The sequence below is a fragment of the Streptomyces sp. NPDC102441 genome (genome assembly GCF_044765585.1).
Lineage (GTDB): Bacteria > Actinomycetota > Actinomycetes > Streptomycetales > Streptomycetaceae > Streptomyces.
In genome coordinates this window covers 15,663-34,560 of sequence record NZ_JBIWKH010000010.1, presented here as the reverse complement: position 1 = coordinate 34,560, position 18,898 = coordinate 15,663, and the positions used below count along the sequence as shown (strand labels likewise).

Annotated in this window: 17 protein-coding genes; 4 read left to right on the top strand and 13 right to left on the bottom strand. The window is 69.0% G+C overall.

What is annotated here, in order from left to right:
* Positions 1–2: 2 nt before the first annotated feature.
* Together ACIREO_RS22290 and ACIREO_RS22285 are read left to right on the top strand one after the other, a co-directional pair.
* Positions 3–362, top strand: a complete 360-nt coding sequence (locus ACIREO_RS22290; RefSeq protein WP_404112963.1) for a hypothetical protein — start codon at positions 3–5, stop codon at positions 360–362.
* A gap of 233 nt (positions 363–595) precedes the next feature.
* On the top strand, positions 596–1,249 hold the full coding sequence (locus ACIREO_RS22285) for a UTRA domain-containing protein (RefSeq protein WP_404112961.1): 654 nt from the start codon (positions 596–598) through the stop codon (positions 1,247–1,249).
* Between the two features lie 183 nt (positions 1,250–1,432).
* On the opposite strand, the gene ACIREO_RS22280 is transcribed toward ACIREO_RS22285, so the two are convergent.
* Positions 1,433–3,484, bottom strand: coding sequence for a hypothetical protein (locus ACIREO_RS22280; RefSeq protein ID WP_404112959.1), 2,052 nt, complete (start codon positions 3,482–3,484; stop codon positions 1,433–1,435).
* 306 nt (positions 3,485–3,790) lie between these two features.
* Between ACIREO_RS22280 and ACIREO_RS22275 the strand changes: the two genes are divergently transcribed.
* A complete protein-coding gene (locus ACIREO_RS22275; protein ID WP_404112957.1) occupies positions 3,791–5,482 on the top strand; it encodes a hypothetical protein in 1,692 nt (563 codons plus the stop codon).
* Between the two features lie 216 nt (positions 5,483–5,698).
* The gene (locus ACIREO_RS22270) at positions 5,699–6,088 is read left to right on the top strand and encodes a WhiB family transcriptional regulator (protein WP_404112955.1); all 390 of its coding nucleotides are present in this window, start codon (positions 5,699–5,701) and stop codon (positions 6,086–6,088) included.
* A 210-nt stretch (positions 6,089–6,298) separates the two neighbouring features.
* Here the strand turns inward: ACIREO_RS22270 and ACIREO_RS22265 are convergent, their stop codons facing one another.
* The 12 genes from ACIREO_RS22265 to ACIREO_RS22210 form a co-directional block, all read right to left on the bottom strand.
* On the bottom strand, positions 6,299–8,092 hold the full coding sequence (locus ACIREO_RS22265) for a ribonuclease catalytic domain-containing protein (RefSeq protein WP_404112954.1): 1,794 nt from the start codon (positions 8,090–8,092) through the stop codon (positions 6,299–6,301).
* A 292-nt stretch (positions 8,093–8,384) separates the two neighbouring features.
* On the bottom strand, positions 8,385–8,723 hold the full coding sequence (locus ACIREO_RS22260; protein ID WP_404112952.1) for a hypothetical protein: 339 nt from the start codon (positions 8,721–8,723) through the stop codon (positions 8,385–8,387).
* Positions 8,724–8,779: 56 nt separating this feature from the next.
* Positions 8,780–10,696, bottom strand: coding sequence for a hypothetical protein (locus tag ACIREO_RS22255; protein ID WP_404112950.1), 1,917 nt, complete (start codon positions 10,694–10,696; stop codon positions 8,780–8,782).
* A gap of 266 nt (positions 10,697–10,962) precedes the next feature.
* Positions 10,963–11,325, bottom strand: coding sequence for an HU family DNA-binding protein (locus tag ACIREO_RS22250; protein WP_404112948.1), 363 nt, complete (start codon positions 11,323–11,325; stop codon positions 10,963–10,965).
* Between the two features lie 106 nt (positions 11,326–11,431).
* The gene (locus ACIREO_RS22245; RefSeq protein WP_404112946.1) at positions 11,432–12,097 is read right to left on the bottom strand and encodes a hypothetical protein; all 666 of its coding nucleotides are present in this window, start codon (positions 12,095–12,097) and stop codon (positions 11,432–11,434) included.
* 73 nt (positions 12,098–12,170) lie between these two features.
* Entirely contained in the window at positions 12,171–12,581 is a 411-nt protein-coding gene (locus tag ACIREO_RS22240) for a hypothetical protein (RefSeq protein WP_404112944.1), read from the bottom strand.
* The gene (locus tag ACIREO_RS22235; RefSeq protein WP_404112942.1) at positions 12,578–13,213 is read right to left on the bottom strand and encodes a TetR family transcriptional regulator; all 636 of its coding nucleotides are present in this window, start codon (positions 13,211–13,213) and stop codon (positions 12,578–12,580) included. The genes ACIREO_RS22240 and ACIREO_RS22235 overlap by 4 nt, the downstream gene beginning before the upstream one ends.
* A 174-nt stretch (positions 13,214–13,387) precedes the next feature.
* Positions 13,388–15,457, bottom strand: coding sequence for an NAD-dependent DNA ligase LigA (gene ligA, locus ACIREO_RS22230; protein ID WP_404112940.1), 2,070 nt, complete (start codon positions 15,455–15,457; stop codon positions 13,388–13,390).
* Between the two features lie 118 nt (positions 15,458–15,575).
* Entirely contained in the window at positions 15,576–16,106 is a 531-nt protein-coding gene (locus ACIREO_RS22225) for a hypothetical protein (protein WP_404112938.1), read from the bottom strand.
* A gap of 115 nt (positions 16,107–16,221) precedes the next feature.
* Complete coding sequence (locus tag ACIREO_RS22220; RefSeq protein WP_404113539.1) at positions 16,222–16,755, bottom strand: GNAT family N-acetyltransferase; 534 nt, start codon at positions 16,753–16,755, stop codon at positions 16,222–16,224.
* Positions 16,756–17,094: 339 nt separating this feature from the next.
* Positions 17,095–17,478, bottom strand: a complete 384-nt coding sequence (locus tag ACIREO_RS22215) for a hypothetical protein (protein ID WP_404112936.1) — start codon at positions 17,476–17,478, stop codon at positions 17,095–17,097.
* 404 nt (positions 17,479–17,882) lie between these two features.
* Positions 17,883–18,491 (bottom strand): hypothetical protein, encoded by a 609-nt coding sequence (locus tag ACIREO_RS22210; RefSeq protein ID WP_404112934.1) that lies wholly within the window; start codon positions 18,489–18,491, stop codon positions 17,883–17,885.
* Positions 18,492–18,898 lie beyond the last annotated feature (407 nt).

Genomic DNA, 18,898 nt, shown 5'->3' with positions numbered 1-18,898 from the left:
GCATGACCCCGATACCCTCGACCGCCCCCACAGGCTGGCTGCTGCGCATCTCCGCCACGTCGGCCCCCGCAGACCCGGGGAACTTCGAACAACAGCGGCAACTTCTACGCTCAGTAGCCGAGTTCGACCCCAACACCCGCATCTGGACGGCGTACATCGGACAGCTCGACATGCGAGCGCTGAACGTCCTGCAGCAGCTGTACGACGCAGCCCGCCGCTTCAGCACCGAGATCCAGCTCGAACCCGTCGCTGCTCCGTCGACATGGCAGGGCCCGACCTTCACCGACGACAGCGACCTCGCCGCTCTCATTGCCGCGCGAGCCGATCAAGGACGGGCGCTCGGCCAGCTGCACATTCACTGAGTCCCGGTCCCGCCGCGCGGCCCGACCAGATCGGACCGTCATCGCATCGGAGCGTCACGGACCGCGCCGCTTCGCCAGCCGGCGACGCTCCGCGGCTCGGCGGTGACGCCCGAAACGGGTCCGCGCCACGCTCTCGCTCAAATTCGTCCGGCACCGCATGTCACACGGAGGGCCGTCTGCACACCTCTATGGGCGCAAGAACACCATCACCGCCCACCCCGAGGACGATTGCCATGGAAAACGCCATTGCCGAGAGGCGACACGCTGATCAGGCCGAGGCACCGCCTCGCGGAGCGCGGGAGATGCTCCGCCAGCCCGTCACCCGCAGCAACACCCGGCACGCCTGGGAGAAGGCCCGCGTCCGACAACCGCTCGCGGAACGCCGGGCGACCGGGGCAACTGAGCACGACACCGGGCTCCAGAAGCCGGAACTCGCTTTCTCCGCCGAATACCTGGAAATCGGCTCGCCCAGCCACGTGGCCAGCATTTTCGGAGTGCCGTCCGGAACTCCTGTGCTCGAACGGAGCTACCGCACGCGCCACGTTGCCGAGCTCCATCCCCTCGGAATTGTCCGGTCCTACCTGCTGCGGGATGACATCGCTGCGAACCCCGCACTGCTCGACAGCAGTAACGAGCCCTGGCCGGGCGGCACCCAGTCGCAACTCGAAACAGTCGGAATCGAGTTTGAGCGGATTACCGAGCACGTCACTGCACGGGCGGCAGCCCCGGACGAAGCTTTCGAGCTGGGCCTCGGCGAACACGCGGCTGTTCTCGTCGTGGAGAAGATTGCGCAAAACACCGCGGGGACGGTGGTCGAGGTGGCCCACATTGTCCTTCCGGCGGACAGGGCAACCCTCGAATTCGTCACACCGCTCGACCGGTGGTGACGAGAACAGCCGTCACCCCGCCAAGCAGGCCACATCCTCGGCACTGCAGAGCGCCGAACGAGGACGGCACATCGTCAGACGCCACCGGCGGCGGATAGGCACTCCGCACGAGCGGGACGACGAGCGGGAAGGGAGTGACGGGCACTGATCTACCGCGGCTCTGCGGACCGGTGCCGCGGTAGATCAGTGCCCGTCGGCGGGCTCGGGAATGTACAGACGGGGGCTTCCGGAGTGCCAGTCGACGTTGACGAGCGGGCAGTCGGCAGCCACGTGCCAGACGGCAGGCTCATCGTCGTCGCCGCGCTGATAGTGGGCGTCGAGGCGCAGGGTACGGACGATGTCGGGCCGTCCCTGGTCGTCTGTCCGTAAGACTTCGAGAACGGGGTGGCGGGCGATTACCGCGAAGCCGGCCATGGCAGTGTCACGGCCCCAACCGGGCGGGACACAGAGCTGCACGACCACAGGACCGGAGTCGCCGGTCGCGTGGGTGAATCCGTTGTCGGAGACGAGGTCCGGGTCCACGGTGCGGAAACTGACCGCGAATCGAAGGGGCGGATTCGGCAGACGGGGGTCATCCGGATGAGGCTCGGGCGGCTCGCCGTCGAGTTCGGGGAAGGAGTTGCGCTCCCGGATGAACTCAACGACAGCGCTCCCGAGGTCGTCGCTCCCGATGTTCTTCCGCAGAAGGGCACGACGCATGTACCAGAGGGCCACGGAGGCGAGGCCGGCACTCACTTCTTCGCGAACCGCGGCAAGCTGCAGCGGGTCGAGTCCGGTGGGCGGGTCCTCATCGTGGGTGTGTTGCCGCACGTGATCGACCAGGCGGCGTGGGTCGAGCAGAACCCGGTATCCGCCGCCGGGCGGCGGCCCGATCTCCGCTGCGACCGCGGTCGCCTGGTCTGGGGCAAGCAGGAGCGCCAGAACGGCACGCAGGGCGGTGGCATGCCGGTGAGCGGCGGAATCCGGCCCGGGCCCGCTGTCGGCCAGCCCTGCGAGGTAGGCCCGGGCGGCAGCCGTCAGTGCGACGGCATGGGTGGCAAGGAAACTGGTGAAAGCAGCCGAGTCGACGGCAGCACGGTTCGTGGGCTCGGCCGCGGTAGGGCAGGGAGCCTCCAGATAGTGAAGGAGAGCGGCTGCGGCGCTCGCCGCGGTGCCGTCCGGGAGGACGTGAGGCAGGGACACCCACGACCCCCCGCCGGGGCTCTCGCTCAGGAGCTCGTCACCCCACCAGCCGACGACCCCCCTCAGTACGTCGCCGAGGCCCACGTGCCGCACCGGCACGGGGGCGGTCGGACCAACTGGAATCAGGAGACGCCCGTTACGACGAGCACCTCCTGGGGTGCAGCGCAGTTGATGTACTGCCTGGTTCGCATGCCACTTGGCAAGGCCGACGCCGCTGGCCCCACCGGACGCGTAGTAGTCCGCTGCCCCACGGTGCGGAGCAGCCTCGCCGACGTTCCAGCGAACGGTGCCGGAGACGGACAGGGGGAGGAGCAGGCTCCGGACGGCTGTCCCCGTTTCTTGCTCCACCGTGGCCGTGAGCGAGGCGGTGGCACCAGGGAGGGTCTCGAGCGCGCGCCAGCGCCCCGGGCCGGCGTCCTCCCACGAGAGCGGCGGAGCCTGCGGCATACCTGCCACCTCGGCGAGGACCGCACTCAGATAGGTGAGCCGCCAGACCAGAGCTGCTCGCAGGGCCGTACAGCCCGCCGTGCCCCAGGCCGAGGGCGGATCGTCGATGAGTGCCGCCAACTCGAGCTCTGCCGCCGCGTGCAGAGATTCCCGCCGTGCAGCCCGGCCCGCGGGCAGATCGGCCCGTGCTGCCGGATCCGGCTCGGCGCCCTGCGCCTCTACGGCATCGGCCACGGCTTCCAGCACCCACGCGCGCGGCACGATGTCCAAAACCGCGCTGCGCAGGGTCTCGCCGTCCAGCTCCTCGGCGTAGCGGCACAGGCTCCGGTGCACCGACCGGGCGGGCGGGGCCAGGACCTCGACTTCGCTGCGCGGCCTCAGCCGGCCGTGCCACACCCAGATCCGCGCGAGTTCGATCCAGTCAGGCAACAGGGGTTCTTCGGCGACCAGGTCCAGGGCGGTAGCCAGCGCTGCCCGTGCCGGGTCACTGGTGAGGGCGGGTTGCCCGGTGAACCGGAGGAGCCCGGCGGCCAGATCGTCAGGATCGCAGCCGAACGCCGCAGCTGCCCGACGACGCCGCGTATCCGGGAGGGCGGGATCGCTCATGCGAACTCCACCTCGACCGCCCGGGACAAGTCGGCCAAACACCCGCGCCGACAACATAAGTTGATGTGCGCACGCCCGCTCTTCACCATGTCATTGTTGCACCGCACAGTCGGAGCCGAGGCACGTTCGGCGACAGAGCGGGACCCCTGGCACGCTTGATCACCTGCGTGCCCATCTCGACCAAGCCAGCACGAATGTGAGCGGGTATGGCCGATCCTCTACCGCTTCTTGCTCACCGCAGGCAAGCCGCCCTTCGTGGCGTCCCGGCCCAGTAAAGTCGCGGTCACCAGGGGAGACGGAGGCGCCGTGGGCAAGGCGAGCAGGACCAAGCGAGAACGCAGGGGACAACAGCACCACACGGGCCACAAGAAGGACGCCCCGGACATCATCCTGCCCAGCAACGGCGAGCACAGCCTGGCCAGCGGCTACTCCATGGGCATGTACACCTACGGCAAGCAACTCGTCTCCGGCCAGATGCCCGAGTGGCTCCAGTGGGCCGATCCTCTGGACCTGCTCTTCATCGGACTGTCCTGCGAGCCCGGCTACCTCCCGGACGACGGCGAGTATGTCCTGGCGAACGGACGCGAGGCATGGCTCGACAAGCTGCGCCCCACATCCTCCTGGGAGGGCATCGAGGACCTGGTGCGCCTGATGGTGCGCTTCGCCGCCGAACGGCAACTGCCCATCGACAGCTCCGAATTCCACCTCCACTTCGCCAAGCGGCTGGCTGCCGAGACCACACTGGCCTGCCGCCGCCCTCTGCCGGCCGAACTGCGTCCCGCTCGCGCTCTGGCCGACAGCCGGACCATCGCCGAACCCCAGGCCTTCGCCCGCGCCGTGGCCGGCCGCCCGATGGCCGACGGCAGCGAACTGGCTGATCTTCTGCGCCTCGCCGAAGTCGACCTGGACGTGCCCTGGGACACCACCCCCCATGACGCGCTACGCCTGGGCATGCGACGGCTGAGGCACTGGAGCATGCCCAGCGAGATCGTGCCCGCCATGGCACTGTTCGCCGGCATCCACGGCTTCGACGACCAGGACGCCGCCGACTTCCCTGCTTTCGGGGTACGCGCCTCGGCCTGGCTGACGGGAATCCCCGAGGGCACACCCTTCGCGGAACTCGCAGACACGGTCTGCGCAGGGGTGGCCGAGCGACACGCGGCAGCCGATGTGCTGCGCGAGATGCTGGCCATGCCGCAAGCGACGCTGCCGGTCCCGGAGGAGGACTGGACGTGGAGGTCGTCGGCGGGCCTGGCGGCCGTCCGGGAAGCGACCGCACTGGGCCTGAGCCCGCTGACCCGTCGCGGCCAGATCATCCCGATGGACCCGGTCCAGGACGCGATCATGGCAGCCCTTGAGGACGAGCAGGAGGCAATGTCCGCCCGCAGCACACAACGGGATGTCTTCGGCCGGGCGCTTCCCGACGACGGCTGGTTCGCCCAGGCTCGGCGTCTGGCAGCCCGGGAAACCGTCGCGCCGCCGCGCTTCTCCGCCGCAACCGCCCATGCCACGGAGTACACGGGCCTGATGCCGCCGTTCCCCGCCGGATTCCCCGACCCGGAGCACCAAAAGCGGTGGGACGAGGCCGTCGCCGAATACTGCAACGAGCACCCGGACACTGAGCACGACGCCCGCATCGAAGGCCTGCGCCGCGCACAGCAGATGCTGGCGTTCGAGACCTTCGTCGCGCACCGCCACCCCCGCCTCGGCCAGGCCGTCGTCGCCGAGCTCCTCGCCCATCCGAACAACTGGCGCGCGGACATGCTCGTCACCGGATTCCCCTGCGACGCAGCAGACGAACTTGCCCAGCCGGTCGTCCGCGCCCGCCTGGATGAACTCGCGCGGGCCTTCGACGTCACCGCCTCCAGCATCGACGCGGCGGTCGATCTGGTGGCAGCCAACCCGTCAGGACTGGCTTCCTTGGACAGTCAGCAGTCCGCGCGCCCCCTGACGCCCGCCCTCTTCTGTGCCCTGACCGTCGTTCTGCACGCGAACTGAGGCAAGCGCCCGCTTGTATGGGTAGGGACGCGGTGGAGCCCGGTCGGGGGAGAAGATCTGGACGGTGCACAGGTTTCCTGGCCCCTCCGAGCGCCACAAGTATTTCGAGACGATCTCGCTTCCGGCCGCGGGAAATATAGCCATACCGCTGCTGACCTGCTGGTGCATAGGGTTGGACCTGCAGTCATAGCCGGAACGGGGAGAGGACGGCACCAGGTGGGGACGGAAGAGCGCTGGGGCGAACACGCGGCATGCCGGGCGACCGACCCGGAGGAGTTGTTCGCCGACGGCGTGGCGCAGAACAAGGCCAAGGGGGTCTGCTTCGGCTGCCCCGTCCGTACCGAGTGCCTGGCGCACGCGCTCGACCAGCGCATCGAACATGGCGTCTGGGGTGGCATGACCGAACGCGAGCGGCGTGCGCTGTTGCGCCGCCGCTCGACCGTCACCTCCTGGCGGCGGCTGCTGGACACCGCACGCCAGGAGCACCAGCATCAGGCCCACGCCGATCTTGGTCCGGAGTACGGGGCGCCAGCGGGCCTCGGCCAGCTCACGCCCGTACCCCTCCGGCCCCAAGACTCGGCGTCGGTTATCGACCCGGCCGCCTGAACGGGAGGACGACCGCGCTCGTTGGAGAACCGGAACGACCGGTGCACCGCGCCTGGTGGCCTGCGTGCCACGGACCGGCGCCCTCCGCAAGGAGCTCCATCTCAGAGACCGCGCAGGCACCGCATGTGGCGGTCTGCGTCTCCGGGTTGTAGAGGTACAGCGGGCGGGGTCTCGAGGCGTACAGCCCCCGGGGAAGATGTTCTTGCCCGGTCATGCGACTGATTTCGCACGCGTGGTGCCGACCTGGGTGAGCAGCGCGGCTGCGGCCTCGGTCTTGGCCGTGGCCTTCGTCGACGCCGAGGCATCCACGGAGAGCTGTTGGCCGTTGCACGCGGCGCGGGCGGTGCAGGCGAAGAGCATCTGGTGGCCGGGCCCCTGGCTGGAGTACGTGTACGTCAGGTCGCTGATGACCCGGGTCTGCTCGAGCTCGTTCAGCACAGATACCGGGGACCGGCCCTCAGCGGGCGCGGGCGCTTTCGCGGTCGATGCCGCCTTCCCAGGGGCCGGGGCGGCCGAGTCCTGTGAGGGGTCGGGCAACTCGGCCAGCACGGCCAGCAGACTGAGCGCGGCTTGATGGCGTGCTGCCTTCTTGGTCGCTGCCGAACGCTCGGCTCCGTCAATCTGGCCCTTGCCAGAGGCCCACGAGGCCCGGGAGTTGAACACCGGGCGATGGGACTGGCCTCTGGCGTCGAGGGTGAATTCGGGCAGCGGCAGCCCGTTGACCTGGGCATGCACGGACAGTACGGACACAGCTGCCTCCGGTGCCGCCGTGACCGCCGTCATGCAGGCGGTGCGGGCCGGTTCCCAGGCGGGCCCGCCGGCGACGAGCAGGACCAGCTGTTGCTCCAGCGAAGTGAGCTGCTGGTCGGCGGCACGCCGAGCGGTCTCTTCGACGAGCGAGGGCCCCGCGACCTGCTCCTTGCAGCCTCGCTTGAGGACTGCGTGGAAGGCGGAACTGTCGAGTGCTGAGTAGTCGGCCGAGCCGGCAGCGGCTGCATTCCGGGCGCGCGAGTGCGCGAACGACTTCCGTGATTCGTGATCGGTCTGCTTGTCCCGGCGGGCCCCTTCGGTGAGCGCCTGCGCGACACCCTGGAGTTCGTCCTGCGTGTAGGGGGTGCCGGTGTCGTCGAGATGGCTGAGGACGATCCTCTGTACGACCAGGTCTGCGTAGCGGCGCAGGGGTGACGTTCCGTGGAGGTATCCGGGGAGGTTCAGACCCCAGTGCCCGCCCATGAACGGTGCGTACTCGGCCGCTCTGAGCGTCATCAGGGTGCGCTGCCGTAGCGACTCCAGTCGCGCCTCTGTACCCGCGGAGAAGGCCAGGTCCAGGTCCTGGAGGAATGTCTCCCTGGGCGGGGCGACCCTGGCCGCGGAGTGGTTGCGGAAGAGCACGGGCAGGTCGCGTGCGGCGGCCCAGCCGGCCAGCGCCGTGTTCGCGGCGATCATGCATTCCTGGACGATCTTGTAGGCGACGTTACGCTCGAAGGAGGCAAGACGCACCACGGTGCCGTCCTCGTCGGTGGCCCAGCCGGAGAGGAGGTCGTAGAGGGCGAGCGCACCGTGTTCCCGGCGGCGGGCAAGGAGCACCTCGCTCACCGCAGCTGCTTCCCGCAGCTCTTGGTGCAGCGGGTGGTCCGCGTGGCGAACAGCGGCATCGACCTGAGAGTGGTCCATGGCTACAGCGCCGTGCACTGTCGCCCGCTCGACCTCGACGCCTCCCACGCCCCCGTCGGGGCCGACCGTCATACGGATCGCCACGGCAGCGCACGCGCGCCCTTCTGCCAGCGTGAGTCGCTCCTCGACCGGCCGGGGCAGCATTTTGGCTGTGCCGCGCCAGCCGCCGTAGGCAGACTCCCGCCGGCGGAACGCCTCACGGTCCACGTTGCTTCCCGGCGCGACTCCCGAGGCGACATCTGCGACGTAGACCGTGAGCTGCCAGCCGTCGCCTGATGGCTGGACGGAGATTGCGTCGTCGCGGTCCACCGTGCCCTGGCTGTCGATCATTACGGGCGGAGCAAGAGCGGTGGGTGAATCAGAGACGGATCGAACGCGAGACAACTGGGATTCCTTTCTCATGGGCAGCTTGTCGTAGAGGTCCAGGGAGGGCCTTTACGACAAGGTGTCTTTACTCATGATGCCGAACGGTCGGCGTCGGTGTGCTGCAATGCCCGGCGCCGCCGCCCCGGCAACTGCAGTTAATTCAAACCGTGATTGATGCGCTGCTCCTCGGGTCAGGTCCGGGATGGTGTACTCGGCTGCGGTGTTGGCCACGTACCCGGGTGTGGCGCCGCTCTGATCAACTCGCTGCGTCCCGCAACAGCGCCTCGGCTGCGCAGTCACCGTGTGCACGTACCAGGGTGCGGATCTGGGCCTCCAGACCCTCGTTGTTGATCCGCGAAGCGCTCTCGTCCGCGTCATCGTGCAGGGTGTCGAAGGCGCCGAAGAAGCCGAGCGCGGGACAGGCTCCGCTGTTGACGAGGCGGGATGACTCTTCGTGGACGGTGTCGTAGACCAGCTCGTCGAGGTCGACGGCTTCCAGGCCCAGCTGTCCGGCGAGACGGATCAGGCCCTCGATGCTCTGCCCCGACTCGTCCGTGTGCGATCGGGCATCGCCGGTGGGGTTCGTTGCTGACATGTTGTCCTCCTGGTGGACGAGGTCTGATGCGGGGGCAGGTGCCGGGCGGCAAGAACTCACCGGGCGGGGCTTCGAGGCCCGCGCCGCGGACGAGGACGTGGCTTGTCGGCAACCGGGGCGCTCCCGGAGATCGAGGCGTGTGCCGCCCGCGTGAGTGACTGGCCTTCCCCGACGATGGCGCTGTGCCGCAGCCGTGCGGGGCTGTGGCCGGGCCGCGCGTTCCGGGCGGTGGCCCGCTGCTGGGCGGCCCGCACGGCGGGGCCGTGCAGCCGGTAGAGGCGGTGGACGTAGGCGCGGGTCTGCGGCTCCCAGACGCGCCCGAGGATGTGGGCGATCCAGGCAGCTGAGACGACCGGGCTCACGGTGTCGGCGATCAGCTGTGTCTTGTTGCGGATGCCCTCGCCGCGGCCGACATGGATCCACGGGAAGTCGCCCCGGAAGCCCACCGCACGGCCCAGATCCGAGTGGTTGACCTTCAGCCCGTCTTCCTCCCGCGCCCAGCCGTAGGCGGTGCCGGTCACGGTCGTGCCCGGCTCGTCGGCGCGGAAGGTGCCGCCCCCCTTCGGCCTCCCGGTCAGGGGGTTGATGCCGCGCACGCCCCGGGTGGCGACCTTGTGGCCCTTGTCCCAGCCCATGCACGCGGCCCACGTGGTGACGGGGAACGGTTCGCTGGGCCGGTAGTCGATGAAGGGGCGCGAGTAGCGCATGGCCACCATGAACGTGCGGTTCTTCTTCGAGGCGGCACCGTAGTCAGCGGCCTCGACGAGGGAGAAGTCTGCGTACTCCCACCCGGCCGCGTAGAACTCGGAGCGGATGGCCTCAACCACGTACTCGGCGGCCGGCGCCTTGAGCAAGTTCGAGGACTGCTCCATAGCTACCCAGCGGATACGGCCGTGCCGAGCCTGCAGCGCCAGCGGCCAGATGACCGCTTCCGCCATGAGCCCGGTGCGCTCATCCTCCAGCGCCGCGAGCGGCGCACGAACCTCTTCCCACGTCTCGCCGGTGGGCGGCGCGTACCCCTCCATGCCGTCACCGGCATCGTCGACCATGATGAACCCGGCCGCGACGGCGGCGTAGCCGATGACATCCTCGACGATCTGCATGGCCTCTTTGGCCAGGCCCGCGAGTTTGCCGCCGGGAGAGAGGGTCTGACACGGCGGTGAGAGGATCACCGCGACCACGTACCGCAGCGCGGGATGCTCGGGAGCCAGATCCGTGACCGAGGCGCAGATCCGCCGGAACCCGGCCGCCTGCGCCGTGGCGCACGCGGCCGGCGAGTTGTCCACACCCACCATGTCGACCGGCTCGCCCAGCACGTGCTCGATGCCCTCGCACCAACCCCCCGAACCAGCGAACAAATTCACAATTCGGATGGGGGCGCCCGCTTGAGGGCTGTAGAGCCACTCGACGGGCCACGGCCCGGCCAGCTCGGCACGCTCTTCGTCGGTCAGACCGGCGATGTAGGCGTCACGCTCGGCATCGTCCAGCAGATCGATGTCGACCACGTGCAGTCCGAGAGCCGCCCTCGCCTTCGCCACCGTGACCCGGCCGTGCTCCACGGCCCAGTACGCCATGTGCGCCTGCGCCCAGATCGCATGGCTCGACTCCTCCAGCTCCCACCGGCACGCCCAGCCCTCGTCCTCGACCGGTCGCGGCAGACGCCACCGGTGCGCCAGGCCGATGGCTTCGTAGGCGTCACGGATCTGATCCGAATGCGCCTCGGCCGCCGTCAACGCGGACGCCCGACGGGCGGAGACACGGGCGAGCTGTCGCTCTGCCTCGGCGAGCGGTGCCGGACTGCCGCCTTCGCCGCCCAAGGCCGCGGGGACCTCGTGGTCGAAACTGCGGTCGGGTGCCCGCGTGGAAGCGGGTTCGGCGGGCGGAGCGAAGAGGCCGGCCACCGGCGGACGGCCGGTCGCCACGGGAGCGACGGAGCCCAGGCTGAGTGCCTGTGTCGCGGTAGGGGAGAGCATTGCTTCGTTTCTGAGTGCGGTCACCGGCATGGAACGGTGCCCGGGGAAGGGCAGGGCGGCCCCGCACGGAAGGGGCCGGGATGCCCTCGAATGTGACCTCCGGCCGTACCGTGACGCTCGCCTGCAGCCGCAAGCCGGCGCACATCAGGAGCTACTGGCCTGGAGAGTGGGACGGGGGGCCAGGGAGAACCCTGGCCCCGAACCGCGGCGGAGAAAGCCCCTGGCTGTCATGGGGCAGACTCCGGTGGAGCCGCGTCGTGCTCCGGTCAGCTGTGGGAGCCGGTCCTTACGCGCCGCCCGCTCCCCTTGGGACGCTTGCCCGCAGCGCTGCGTCCACTCGGAGGGACGGGGCGCTCGCCACGGACCATCTCGGTGAACGCGGCCCCCGGGCTGAACTTGACGTGCTTTCGCCTGGGGATCACGACAGGTTCACCGGTCTGCGGGTTGCGTGCGGTGCGGGCCGGAGTGTGGACCGAGTGGAGCCTGCCGAACCCCGTTACGGAGATGTCGTCTCCGTCGAGGACACGCCGGACCATTGTGTCCAGCACCAGGTTCAGGGCCTCCGCGGCCTGGACCTTGGGAATGCTGCCGTTGGCTGCGATCTCGTCGATCAGCTGCTGCTTGTTCAAGTGACTTCTCGTTTCCGCTTCTTGAGCCGGAGCGTGGGGAGTGTGTCCCCCCAGCCCGATATTCACAATCTACATGATTGGATTTAATTAAGCAATACACACTGTCTCAGTGTTCCTTTCCGGGTCCAGGGCGTACGGCAGCGGGGCGGCGGGTCTGGACGCGGAGGCGGAGATTGGCCGCGTGAATCTCCGCGCAGTACCGGCAGATAAGAACCCACAGCGGCATCGACAGCGCGGACAGCTCCTCCCGCAGTGACCGTGCTGCTTCGTGGATCGCCTGCTGGGCGCGGGCAACGTGCATCTCGTCCGGGTCCCGCCGCGCCAGGTCCAGCCAGCTTCCGGCCTCCAGGATCCGCCGGTGACTTTCGTAGCTGATCTTTTCCAGGCGGAGCGGGCTGACGGGGGTGAACAGTGATGGCGGGGCGGGGGCGAGGTCGAAAGCGGTGAGGCGGCCCGAACTGTGGTGCAGGGCCCGCAATTCGACCATGTAGGGGAGCGCCGCGGCCCAAGTGGCCGGGTCCGACTCGCCGGTTACGACAGCCAGGGTGGTGATCGCGCGGTCGGCACAGTGCTCGGCGGTCTCCAGGTCGCGGGGGAACCAGTGGAGACGGTAGTTGTCCAGGGCGCGGGCGGCCTCGAAGATCTGCACATGTGCCGATGGGGCGTAGTCCTGGAGGCTGCGGCGCATCAGGATGTCACGGCCGTCCTCGATCTGGATGCGGGACCCGGGCGCGGTCTCGGCAGTGGCTCGGTTGGGGGTTGCGGACGTCATCGTTGGAACCTTCCGGGTGCGGGGGCGTTCTTGCGGGGATGGCGGAGAGGGGGGCTGAGCTGCTGTCTGTCGGTCAGTGACCGGTGCGGTCGGTCTGTGTGTGACCGCGGGCCAGGTCGGCGCTGGCGATGAGCTGGGCTTCGCTGATGGCCTGCACGGCGTCCGTCCAGACCGCGTGCAGGAGCATGTGCGCGAGATCCTCGACGAAATCCCAGCGCTGCCCGGTCCACGCGAAGGCCATCAGGGCGCTGCCGCGGCGGTGGATGGCCCACTGCCACGGATGCTCGGGGCCGGCGCGGTGGCGGGACACCGTGATGTCACGCAAGGCGCCGCCAGGACGGCAGGGGACGGTGAACGCGGGAGCCAGGTCGAGCAGGGCGAGGTAGAGGCGCTCCCTGTCCGTGGGGACGCCCGGGTCCGCTCCGCCCAGGGTGGGGGCGGGGAGGCGGCCGGACGGTGCGGGGAGCTGCTCGGGCTCGGTCATCGTGACGACTTGACGGTGCTGGTCACGAGGTAGGCGAGGCTGTCGCGCAGCTCATCACGCGATCCCCAGGCCGCGAGTCCGCCCTCGTGGGTTGCCGCTGACGCGAGCAGAGTGGCCAGGGTGCCCGCCAGCGCCTTCGGGTGCGCGGACAGGGCCGCATCGGTCCGGCGCTGCGCCATCGCATCACTCAGGGGCTGCGCGACGGCACTCAGCAACAGGTTGCGGGCCTGAACGAACCGCTCATCGCCTTCCGCCGCCTTCGTGTCGATCGCACGGAGAGCCGCCTTGTGCGCCGCCCAGAAGCCGAACAGTCGGTCAACCGCCTCGCGTGCACCGGTCAGCGTGCCGTCCTTTCCGGCATCGGTGAAGACGCCATCGAGAGTGCGCCCCTGCTGGACGACGTGAGCGGCCAGCACCTGGAGGGCATCCTCAAGAGAGGGGAAGTACTGGTAGAAGGTGGCCGGAGAAGTACCGGCGTCACGGGCGATGTCGGTGACCTTGACCTCGCGGAACGACCGTGAGTCGAGGAGGTGTGCGAGAGCGTCGACCAGGCTCTGCCGGGTGACGAGGGCGCGCGGCCCTGCGATGCGGCCGTCAACGGCCACGACGGTACTTGTCGTCCTGGGGTTCATGATGCGTCCTTCGCGAATCATCGGACGGCGCGGGGATCAAGTTCCCCCACGTGTCCCTGTCTGCGGGGCCGTCAGACGGCCACCAATCGAGAATCTACACACATAAAATCAATTAAGCAATGCATGGCGGGGGGCTGAGCCGCCCTGCGCGGCGCAGCCCCCCGCCCCCGGTGGTCAGCTGAGCTGATCGCCCAGCAGCTTGGCGAACGCGTCCGGTGTGAGGACCTCCACGCCCAGCTCCTGCGCCCGGACCGCCTTCGAACTCAGCTTGCCGTCCGCCGCGGACGCAGCGACGAGGTAGTCCGTCTTGGCGCTCACACTGCTTCCGGCCCGGCCACCTGCCTTCTTGATCAGCGCAGTCATGTCACTGCGCCCCAGGCCGTCGAGCGGACCGGTCATCTTCCCCGTGACGACCACGGTCTTCCCGTCCAGCGGCAGCTGACCGGGGGCGCCGGAGTGCTCTTCGGGCTCCACCATGTTGACGCCTGCGGCGATGAGCTTGTCGATGACCGGGGCCAGATCGGCGATCTGCTCCGCGATCAGCGGTGCCTTCTCTGCACCGATGCCTTCCACTTCGCGCAGTGCCGCTACATCGGCATCCCGGATGTTCTGCATCGTGCGGAAGTGTCCGGCGATCCGGCTGGACATGCTGCGCCCGGTTCCCGTGACGCCGAGCGCGCAGAAGATCCGGTTGAGCGGCAGCCGCTTGGCCTCCTCCATCTGCTGGAACAGCTTGGCGCCCCGCTTGGTGCTGCCGGATGCCTCACTGAACTGCTCGGCGGTGAGGCCGAACAGGTCCCCGATGTCAGCAACCGCGCCGGACGCGACAAGCGCCTCGACGTACTTCTTGCCCAAGCCGTCGACATCGAGCCGGTCGCGTCCGGCGGCGTACTCGATAAGGGCCGGGAGGCGGCACGCGCTGCCCCTGACACAGCGCCACCGCTTCTGGCTCTTGTCGATCCCATCGCCGCAGTTCGGGCACTTCTCCGGCAGCGGGACCGGCTCGGCGCCAACCGGCCGCAGGGCCACCACCGGAGCCTCGACCTTCGGGATCACGTCGCCGGCTTTGTGAACGGTGACCGTGTCGCCCAGGCGAAGGTCGCGCCGCCGGATGTCGGCGGGGTTGTGCAAGGTAGCCCGGGAGACGGTGCTCCCGTCCACCTCAACGGGCTCCAGCTCGGCGGTCGGCGCGAGAACGCCGGTCCGCCCGACCTCCCACGTGACGGCCTTGAGGACCGTCATGCGCTCCACCGCGGGCAGTTTGTAGGCGATAGCCCAATGAGGGAAACGGCTCCCCGCGCCGGCCGCGGCCTGCTCGGCCGCGTCGTCGACCTTGATAACCACTCCGTCGATCTCGAAAGGCAGCGACGCACGCTGCTCGGCGATCTCGTCGATCCGCTGCTGCGCCTCGGTCAGCGTCGCCACCGCACGGGCCCCGGTCGGCGTGTCCGCGACCGTCTGCACCCCCGCGTCGGTGACCGCCTTCAGGATCTCGGTGTGGGTGGCCCCCTGGGGCAGGAACGGCTCGCCCGGAAGGTCGACCGCGCCGTACGCGAAGAAGGTCATGGGCAGTTCGTACGCGCGGCTCTTGGCGCGCAGCGTGCCGGAGAGGCCGTTGCGTGCATTGGCGAACGCCTTCGCGCCGTGTGCGAGGCGGACCACGTTGGCGTGCTCGAACTGCTCGCGGGTGAACACCATCTCGCCGCGCACTTCGAAGGTCATCGGTTCAGGCAGCTGGACGGGCAGTCCGGCGATGGTGTCCTTGGTGCTGATGAGGTGGCTGGCGTCCTCGCCGTAGCTGCCGTTGCCACGCTGGATGATCTGCGTCAGACGGCCATCTCGGTAGCGGGCGGCGATGGCGTTTCCATCGAGCTTGACCTCAACGGCCCAGCCGCCGGCGGCCGGGCGGCCCAGTCGCCGGTCGACCGAAGCACCCCAGGAGAGGAGTTCCGCCGGGCTGTAGACGTTGTCGAGCGAGAGCAGCCGTGTGGTGTGGGCAACGTCGCCGGCCGGGGCCGCGCCTGCACCGACCTTGCCGGTCGGCGAATCCGCGGCGATGTCCTGCGGGTGGCCCTTCTCCCAGTCCGTGATGGCGCGGACGAGCCGGTCGTAGGTCACGTTGTCGAGGAGGCCCGTGCCCTCGCTGTCGCCGTAGTAGTCCTCGGCGGCCGCGAAGGCCCGGCGTACAGCCTGCTCGTACTCGTCGTGGGTGGACAGCGCCTGGTCAGGGGTGAGCGTGGTCATGAAGTGAATCCGTTCGTGCGTGTATGGCAATGGAGCGGCGGTGCTGGGTGTGCATGGCGATCGGAGGGCTCTCGCCATCGGCGGACCTCGGGAGACCGGAGTTGTCGAGCGCATCGCGTCAGCGCTGGCGGTAGGGGAGGGGCTCGTCAACAGGGATGGTGTCGGCGATGAGGGCGAGCTTGATGCGCAGCGCGAGGGACAGAGCGACATACGCGGGCACCACGTCGGGGTGCTGGGTGTCGAGCAGCCACTCCTCCACGAGGGCCAGGCGGGCCCGCAACTTCGCCTCCTCCCGGGCCAAGTGAGGAGAGACCAGGTTGACGGGAGAGGGCGGCTCAGGGGCTCTGCCCGTGACAGGAGCGAGGACGATCGCAGTGAATCCGGTGGGCAGACCTGTCCCGGGGGCCCGGCTGGCAAGGATCTCCGCTTCCCTGAGGGGGAGAGCCGCGTCCGCCGGAACGGGACCCGCGCCCGTCGTACCCGATGCGGCGGGCTGTTCGGCTTCGAGAAGGGCGGTGCACGCCGTGTAGAGCAGTTCCGCGATGTGTTCCCGGTGACGACGGGCGGGGTGGGGCGCGTCGCGCTTGTCGATGACGGCGGCAAGCGAGCTGGCAATCTCGGCGGCGTGCTGCGTGGGGGCGGTGTTCAAGGAAGTGTCCTTATGGAATACGGGACGATGAAATGAGGTGAGGAAGTGCGGCAGGAGACGTGGCACTCCCGGTGCCACCGTCACGCGTGCCCCCGGGAGGCCGAGCAGCCTGGGATCAAGTGATCAGACCGTTCCTGCCGTAGCGTGCCGAGGGCGGCACATCACACCCCTTGAGAAGTCCGGTGACGATGCCTGCCGGGGCTCCCGGGACCTGGGCGATCCCGACCCCGAATGCGAGCGGTTTCACGGCGGTCTGATGGCCGGGCATCTTCCGTACCTGCACCCCGCCGGGCAGTGCGACGAGCAGACGGTCCTGGCCCGCGGTATAGCCGTGCCGGGCGTAGAAGCCGGTCAGCGCGGACGGGTGCTCCAGGGTCAGCAGCCGTAGCCCAGCACTGCGGCTGTGCTGCTCCGCCGCGCACAGCAGTGTGCTGGCGATGCCCCGATCACGGTGGTCGTGCGCGACCGCGACGCCCCCGATGTACAGGACGCTGCGCACCAGCTCGCCACGCAGCGGATGTCTCTCGGTCCAGTTCGGGGGGCTGGCCATGAGTGCCCCGACGATTTGGCCGCCGACGGTGGCGATCAGACACAGGCAGTCCCCGTGTGTCAGCCGTCCGGGCGGAAAGGACAGAGCGACAGCAACCATGTCGGGGACCGGTTGTCCCGGGTTGACCAGGGACAGGAGACCGGTAACGGCCTCCAGGTCGCGATGTCGGGCGCGTGCAATTCTTACGGAGGGGGCGGGGCCGTGTTCGGCGGCATCGATGTGCTGCATGAGGTCCGTTCGGGAAGGCGTTGCTCCACCGTGGGGAGCCACGTCAGAGGGCCGGGCGCTGCGTGGAGCGCTGGCGCGCGAGAAGAGCGGCGCGGAGGCCGGATCAGGGGGAGTCCGGTAACCCCGGACACCTCTAACTCTACTGTAATAAAACCAATTAAGCAACATGTCTTGAGGCTTGTCCGCGCTCACCCCGGAGGTCGGCCGGCGTCACAGCAGCGGCTGCTGCGCCAGCTCAACCAGCCATGCCGGTCCGGTCCGCCGCTCGGGAGCGTCGGGGACCGCGAGGTAGAACTCCAGGACTGCCAACTGCCGGGCCATCGGGTCGCCGAAACGGAACTGGGCGCGCACAAAACCACCTTCGGACGTCATTCCGGTGATCCGCTCCTCCGTCAGCGTGTAGGCGTGCGCGAGGGCGACCTCGATGCTTTCGCCGGCCGCATGCAGCCGCGGGCACACCTGCAAGGCGTAGGCAGCACAGGACAGGTGGAGCGGCGGCTCCAGGTAGTACGGGGCGGCGGTCTCCCCGATGAAGGCCAGCTGCTCCGTCGACGGGATGCCCTTGGTGCAGAGGCCGCAACGCCTCTGGGTCATGAACTCACGCTGTCGGACCGGGCATTGCTCCCCGAAGAGGGGGGTCCCGAGCCCTGGCGTGCACCGGCAGGTGATGTGGCCGCCCAGTTCCGGGCTGGCGGTCACAAGGAGCGAGCCGTCATCGTCCACCCCGTGCCAGGCGATGTTGCCGGGCACAGGCCGTCCCGCACTGTTGCGGGGCAGTTCGGCGACGCGGGAGGGCATGGGGACAGTGCGCCAGGAAGTGTTCATCAGTGGCTCCAGGAAGCGAAGGCGCCCAGGGTTGTGGTCCGGGCGGGGCGTCGTGTGTGTACTCATGGCCGGAGCCAGGGAAAGTCCGACCGGGCTGTGTCCGGTCGCGGCTTGGATGGGCCCGTCGTCGGAGGCCGACGGCGCCGTGCTCGCGCCGTCGGCATCCGGACGACTCAGAGGAGCCCGAGAGACGGAAAGAGCCCTTGGACGGAGAGGAAGGCGGTTCCGTCTGGCCATCGCTGGTCATCGCGACTGCGCGACTCTTCGAACTGGACGACCATCGGGTCTGTGATGTGCGGAAGCGGGCGAGGGTTGGGATCGAGGACGACACCCCGCCGTCCCTGGAACGTGTCGATGACGCTGTCGCCCGCCGCGAGTTGCGCAATCAGAAACCGGTGGAGACGGTGCTGGGCTCCGGGGTAAGGGGTGAGGCGACCCACCAGGACGCGGTAGCGGTCCTTCAGGACGCGATAGTCGTCCTCGTCGGCTGCGGAGGCCCCGCTGATCAGCAGGCGGAGCCGGAGGCCGTCCATCACCCTGGACTGCTCCCGGTAGTCGGGGAATGCAGCGGTGCCCTCGTCGGGCGTCAGCAGATCGACGGGTAGGTCCCAGATCGGGCACGTGTTCACGGCGGGGGTCGGGTCGGTGAGGACGGCGACCTGGACGAGGCCGACTTGGTAGACGAGCCGGACGATTCCTGTACGACCGTACGGATCTACCGCTGTGCTCCCCACCCAGTGGGATTCGATGAGCGGAGTGACGGCGGCGACGATGTTGCGCATGCCTTAACTCTACGACGATAAACGCAATTAAGCAACTATCTTTTGGTGCTGTTCAGCCACCGCCTCGGGCCCGACGACTGTCCGGGGAATCGTGTAGTAGTTGCTCGCGGGCGCATCCAGGGGCGGGGCCGCCCCCACGGACACCTGGCACCGGTAGGAGGGCGAAGAGCATGTTCCGGGAAGGCCCGGAGCAGTCCTGCGGATTCCCGACTGTCGATCTCGCTGACCACACGCTTCAACACGTTCACGCACACGCGGCCGCCTACACCGTGGATCAGCGTCTTGCCGATCGAGGGGCGGCCGACTCAAGCTCTTGCCACAGCCGGGCGGTCCGTGTGTCCGATCTTCAGCTCCATGAATCCCACCCTCTCAAACCCTGCTGTTGTCTCACTCAGACTTCGAGCGAC

Coding starts and splice junctions, on each gene's coding strand:
- ACIREO_RS22290 (WP_404112963.1), top strand. CDS start 3: ATGACCCCGATACCCTCGACCGCCCCCACAGGCTGGCTGCTGCGCATC.
- ACIREO_RS22220 (WP_404113539.1), bottom strand. CDS start 16,755: ATGGTTGCTGTCGCTCTGTCCTTTCCGCCCGGACGGCTGACACACGGG.
- ACIREO_RS22280 (WP_404112959.1), bottom strand. CDS start 3,484: ATGAGCGATCCCGCCCTCCCGGATACGCGGCGTCGTCGGGCAGCTGCG.
- ACIREO_RS22245 (WP_404112946.1), bottom strand. CDS start 12,097: ATGACGTCCGCAACCCCCAACCGAGCCACTGCCGAGACCGCGCCCGGG.
- ACIREO_RS22235 (WP_404112942.1), bottom strand. CDS start 13,213: ATGAACCCCAGGACGACAAGTACCGTCGTGGCCGTTGACGGCCGCATC.
- ACIREO_RS22215 (WP_404112936.1), bottom strand. CDS start 17,478: ATGACCCAGAGGCGTTGCGGCCTCTGCACCAAGGGCATCCCGTCGACG.
- ACIREO_RS22240 (WP_404112944.1), bottom strand. CDS start 12,581: ATGACCGAGCCCGAGCAGCTCCCCGCACCGTCCGGCCGCCTCCCCGCC.
- ACIREO_RS22260 (WP_404112952.1), bottom strand. CDS start 8,723: ATGTCAGCAACGAACCCCACCGGCGATGCCCGATCGCACACGGACGAG.
- ACIREO_RS22285 (WP_404112961.1), top strand. CDS start 596: ATGGAAAACGCCATTGCCGAGAGGCGACACGCTGATCAGGCCGAGGCA.
- ACIREO_RS22210 (WP_404112934.1), bottom strand. CDS start 18,491: ATGCGCAACATCGTCGCCGCCGTCACTCCGCTCATCGAATCCCACTGG.
- ligA (WP_404112940.1), bottom strand. CDS start 15,457: ATGACCACGCTCACCCCTGACCAGGCGCTGTCCACCCACGACGAGTAC.
- ACIREO_RS22265 (WP_404112954.1), bottom strand. CDS start 8,092: ATGATCGACAGCCAGGGCACGGTGGACCGCGACGACGCAATCTCCGTC.
- ACIREO_RS22255 (WP_404112950.1), bottom strand. CDS start 10,696: ATGCTCTCCCCTACCGCGACACAGGCACTCAGCCTGGGCTCCGTCGCT.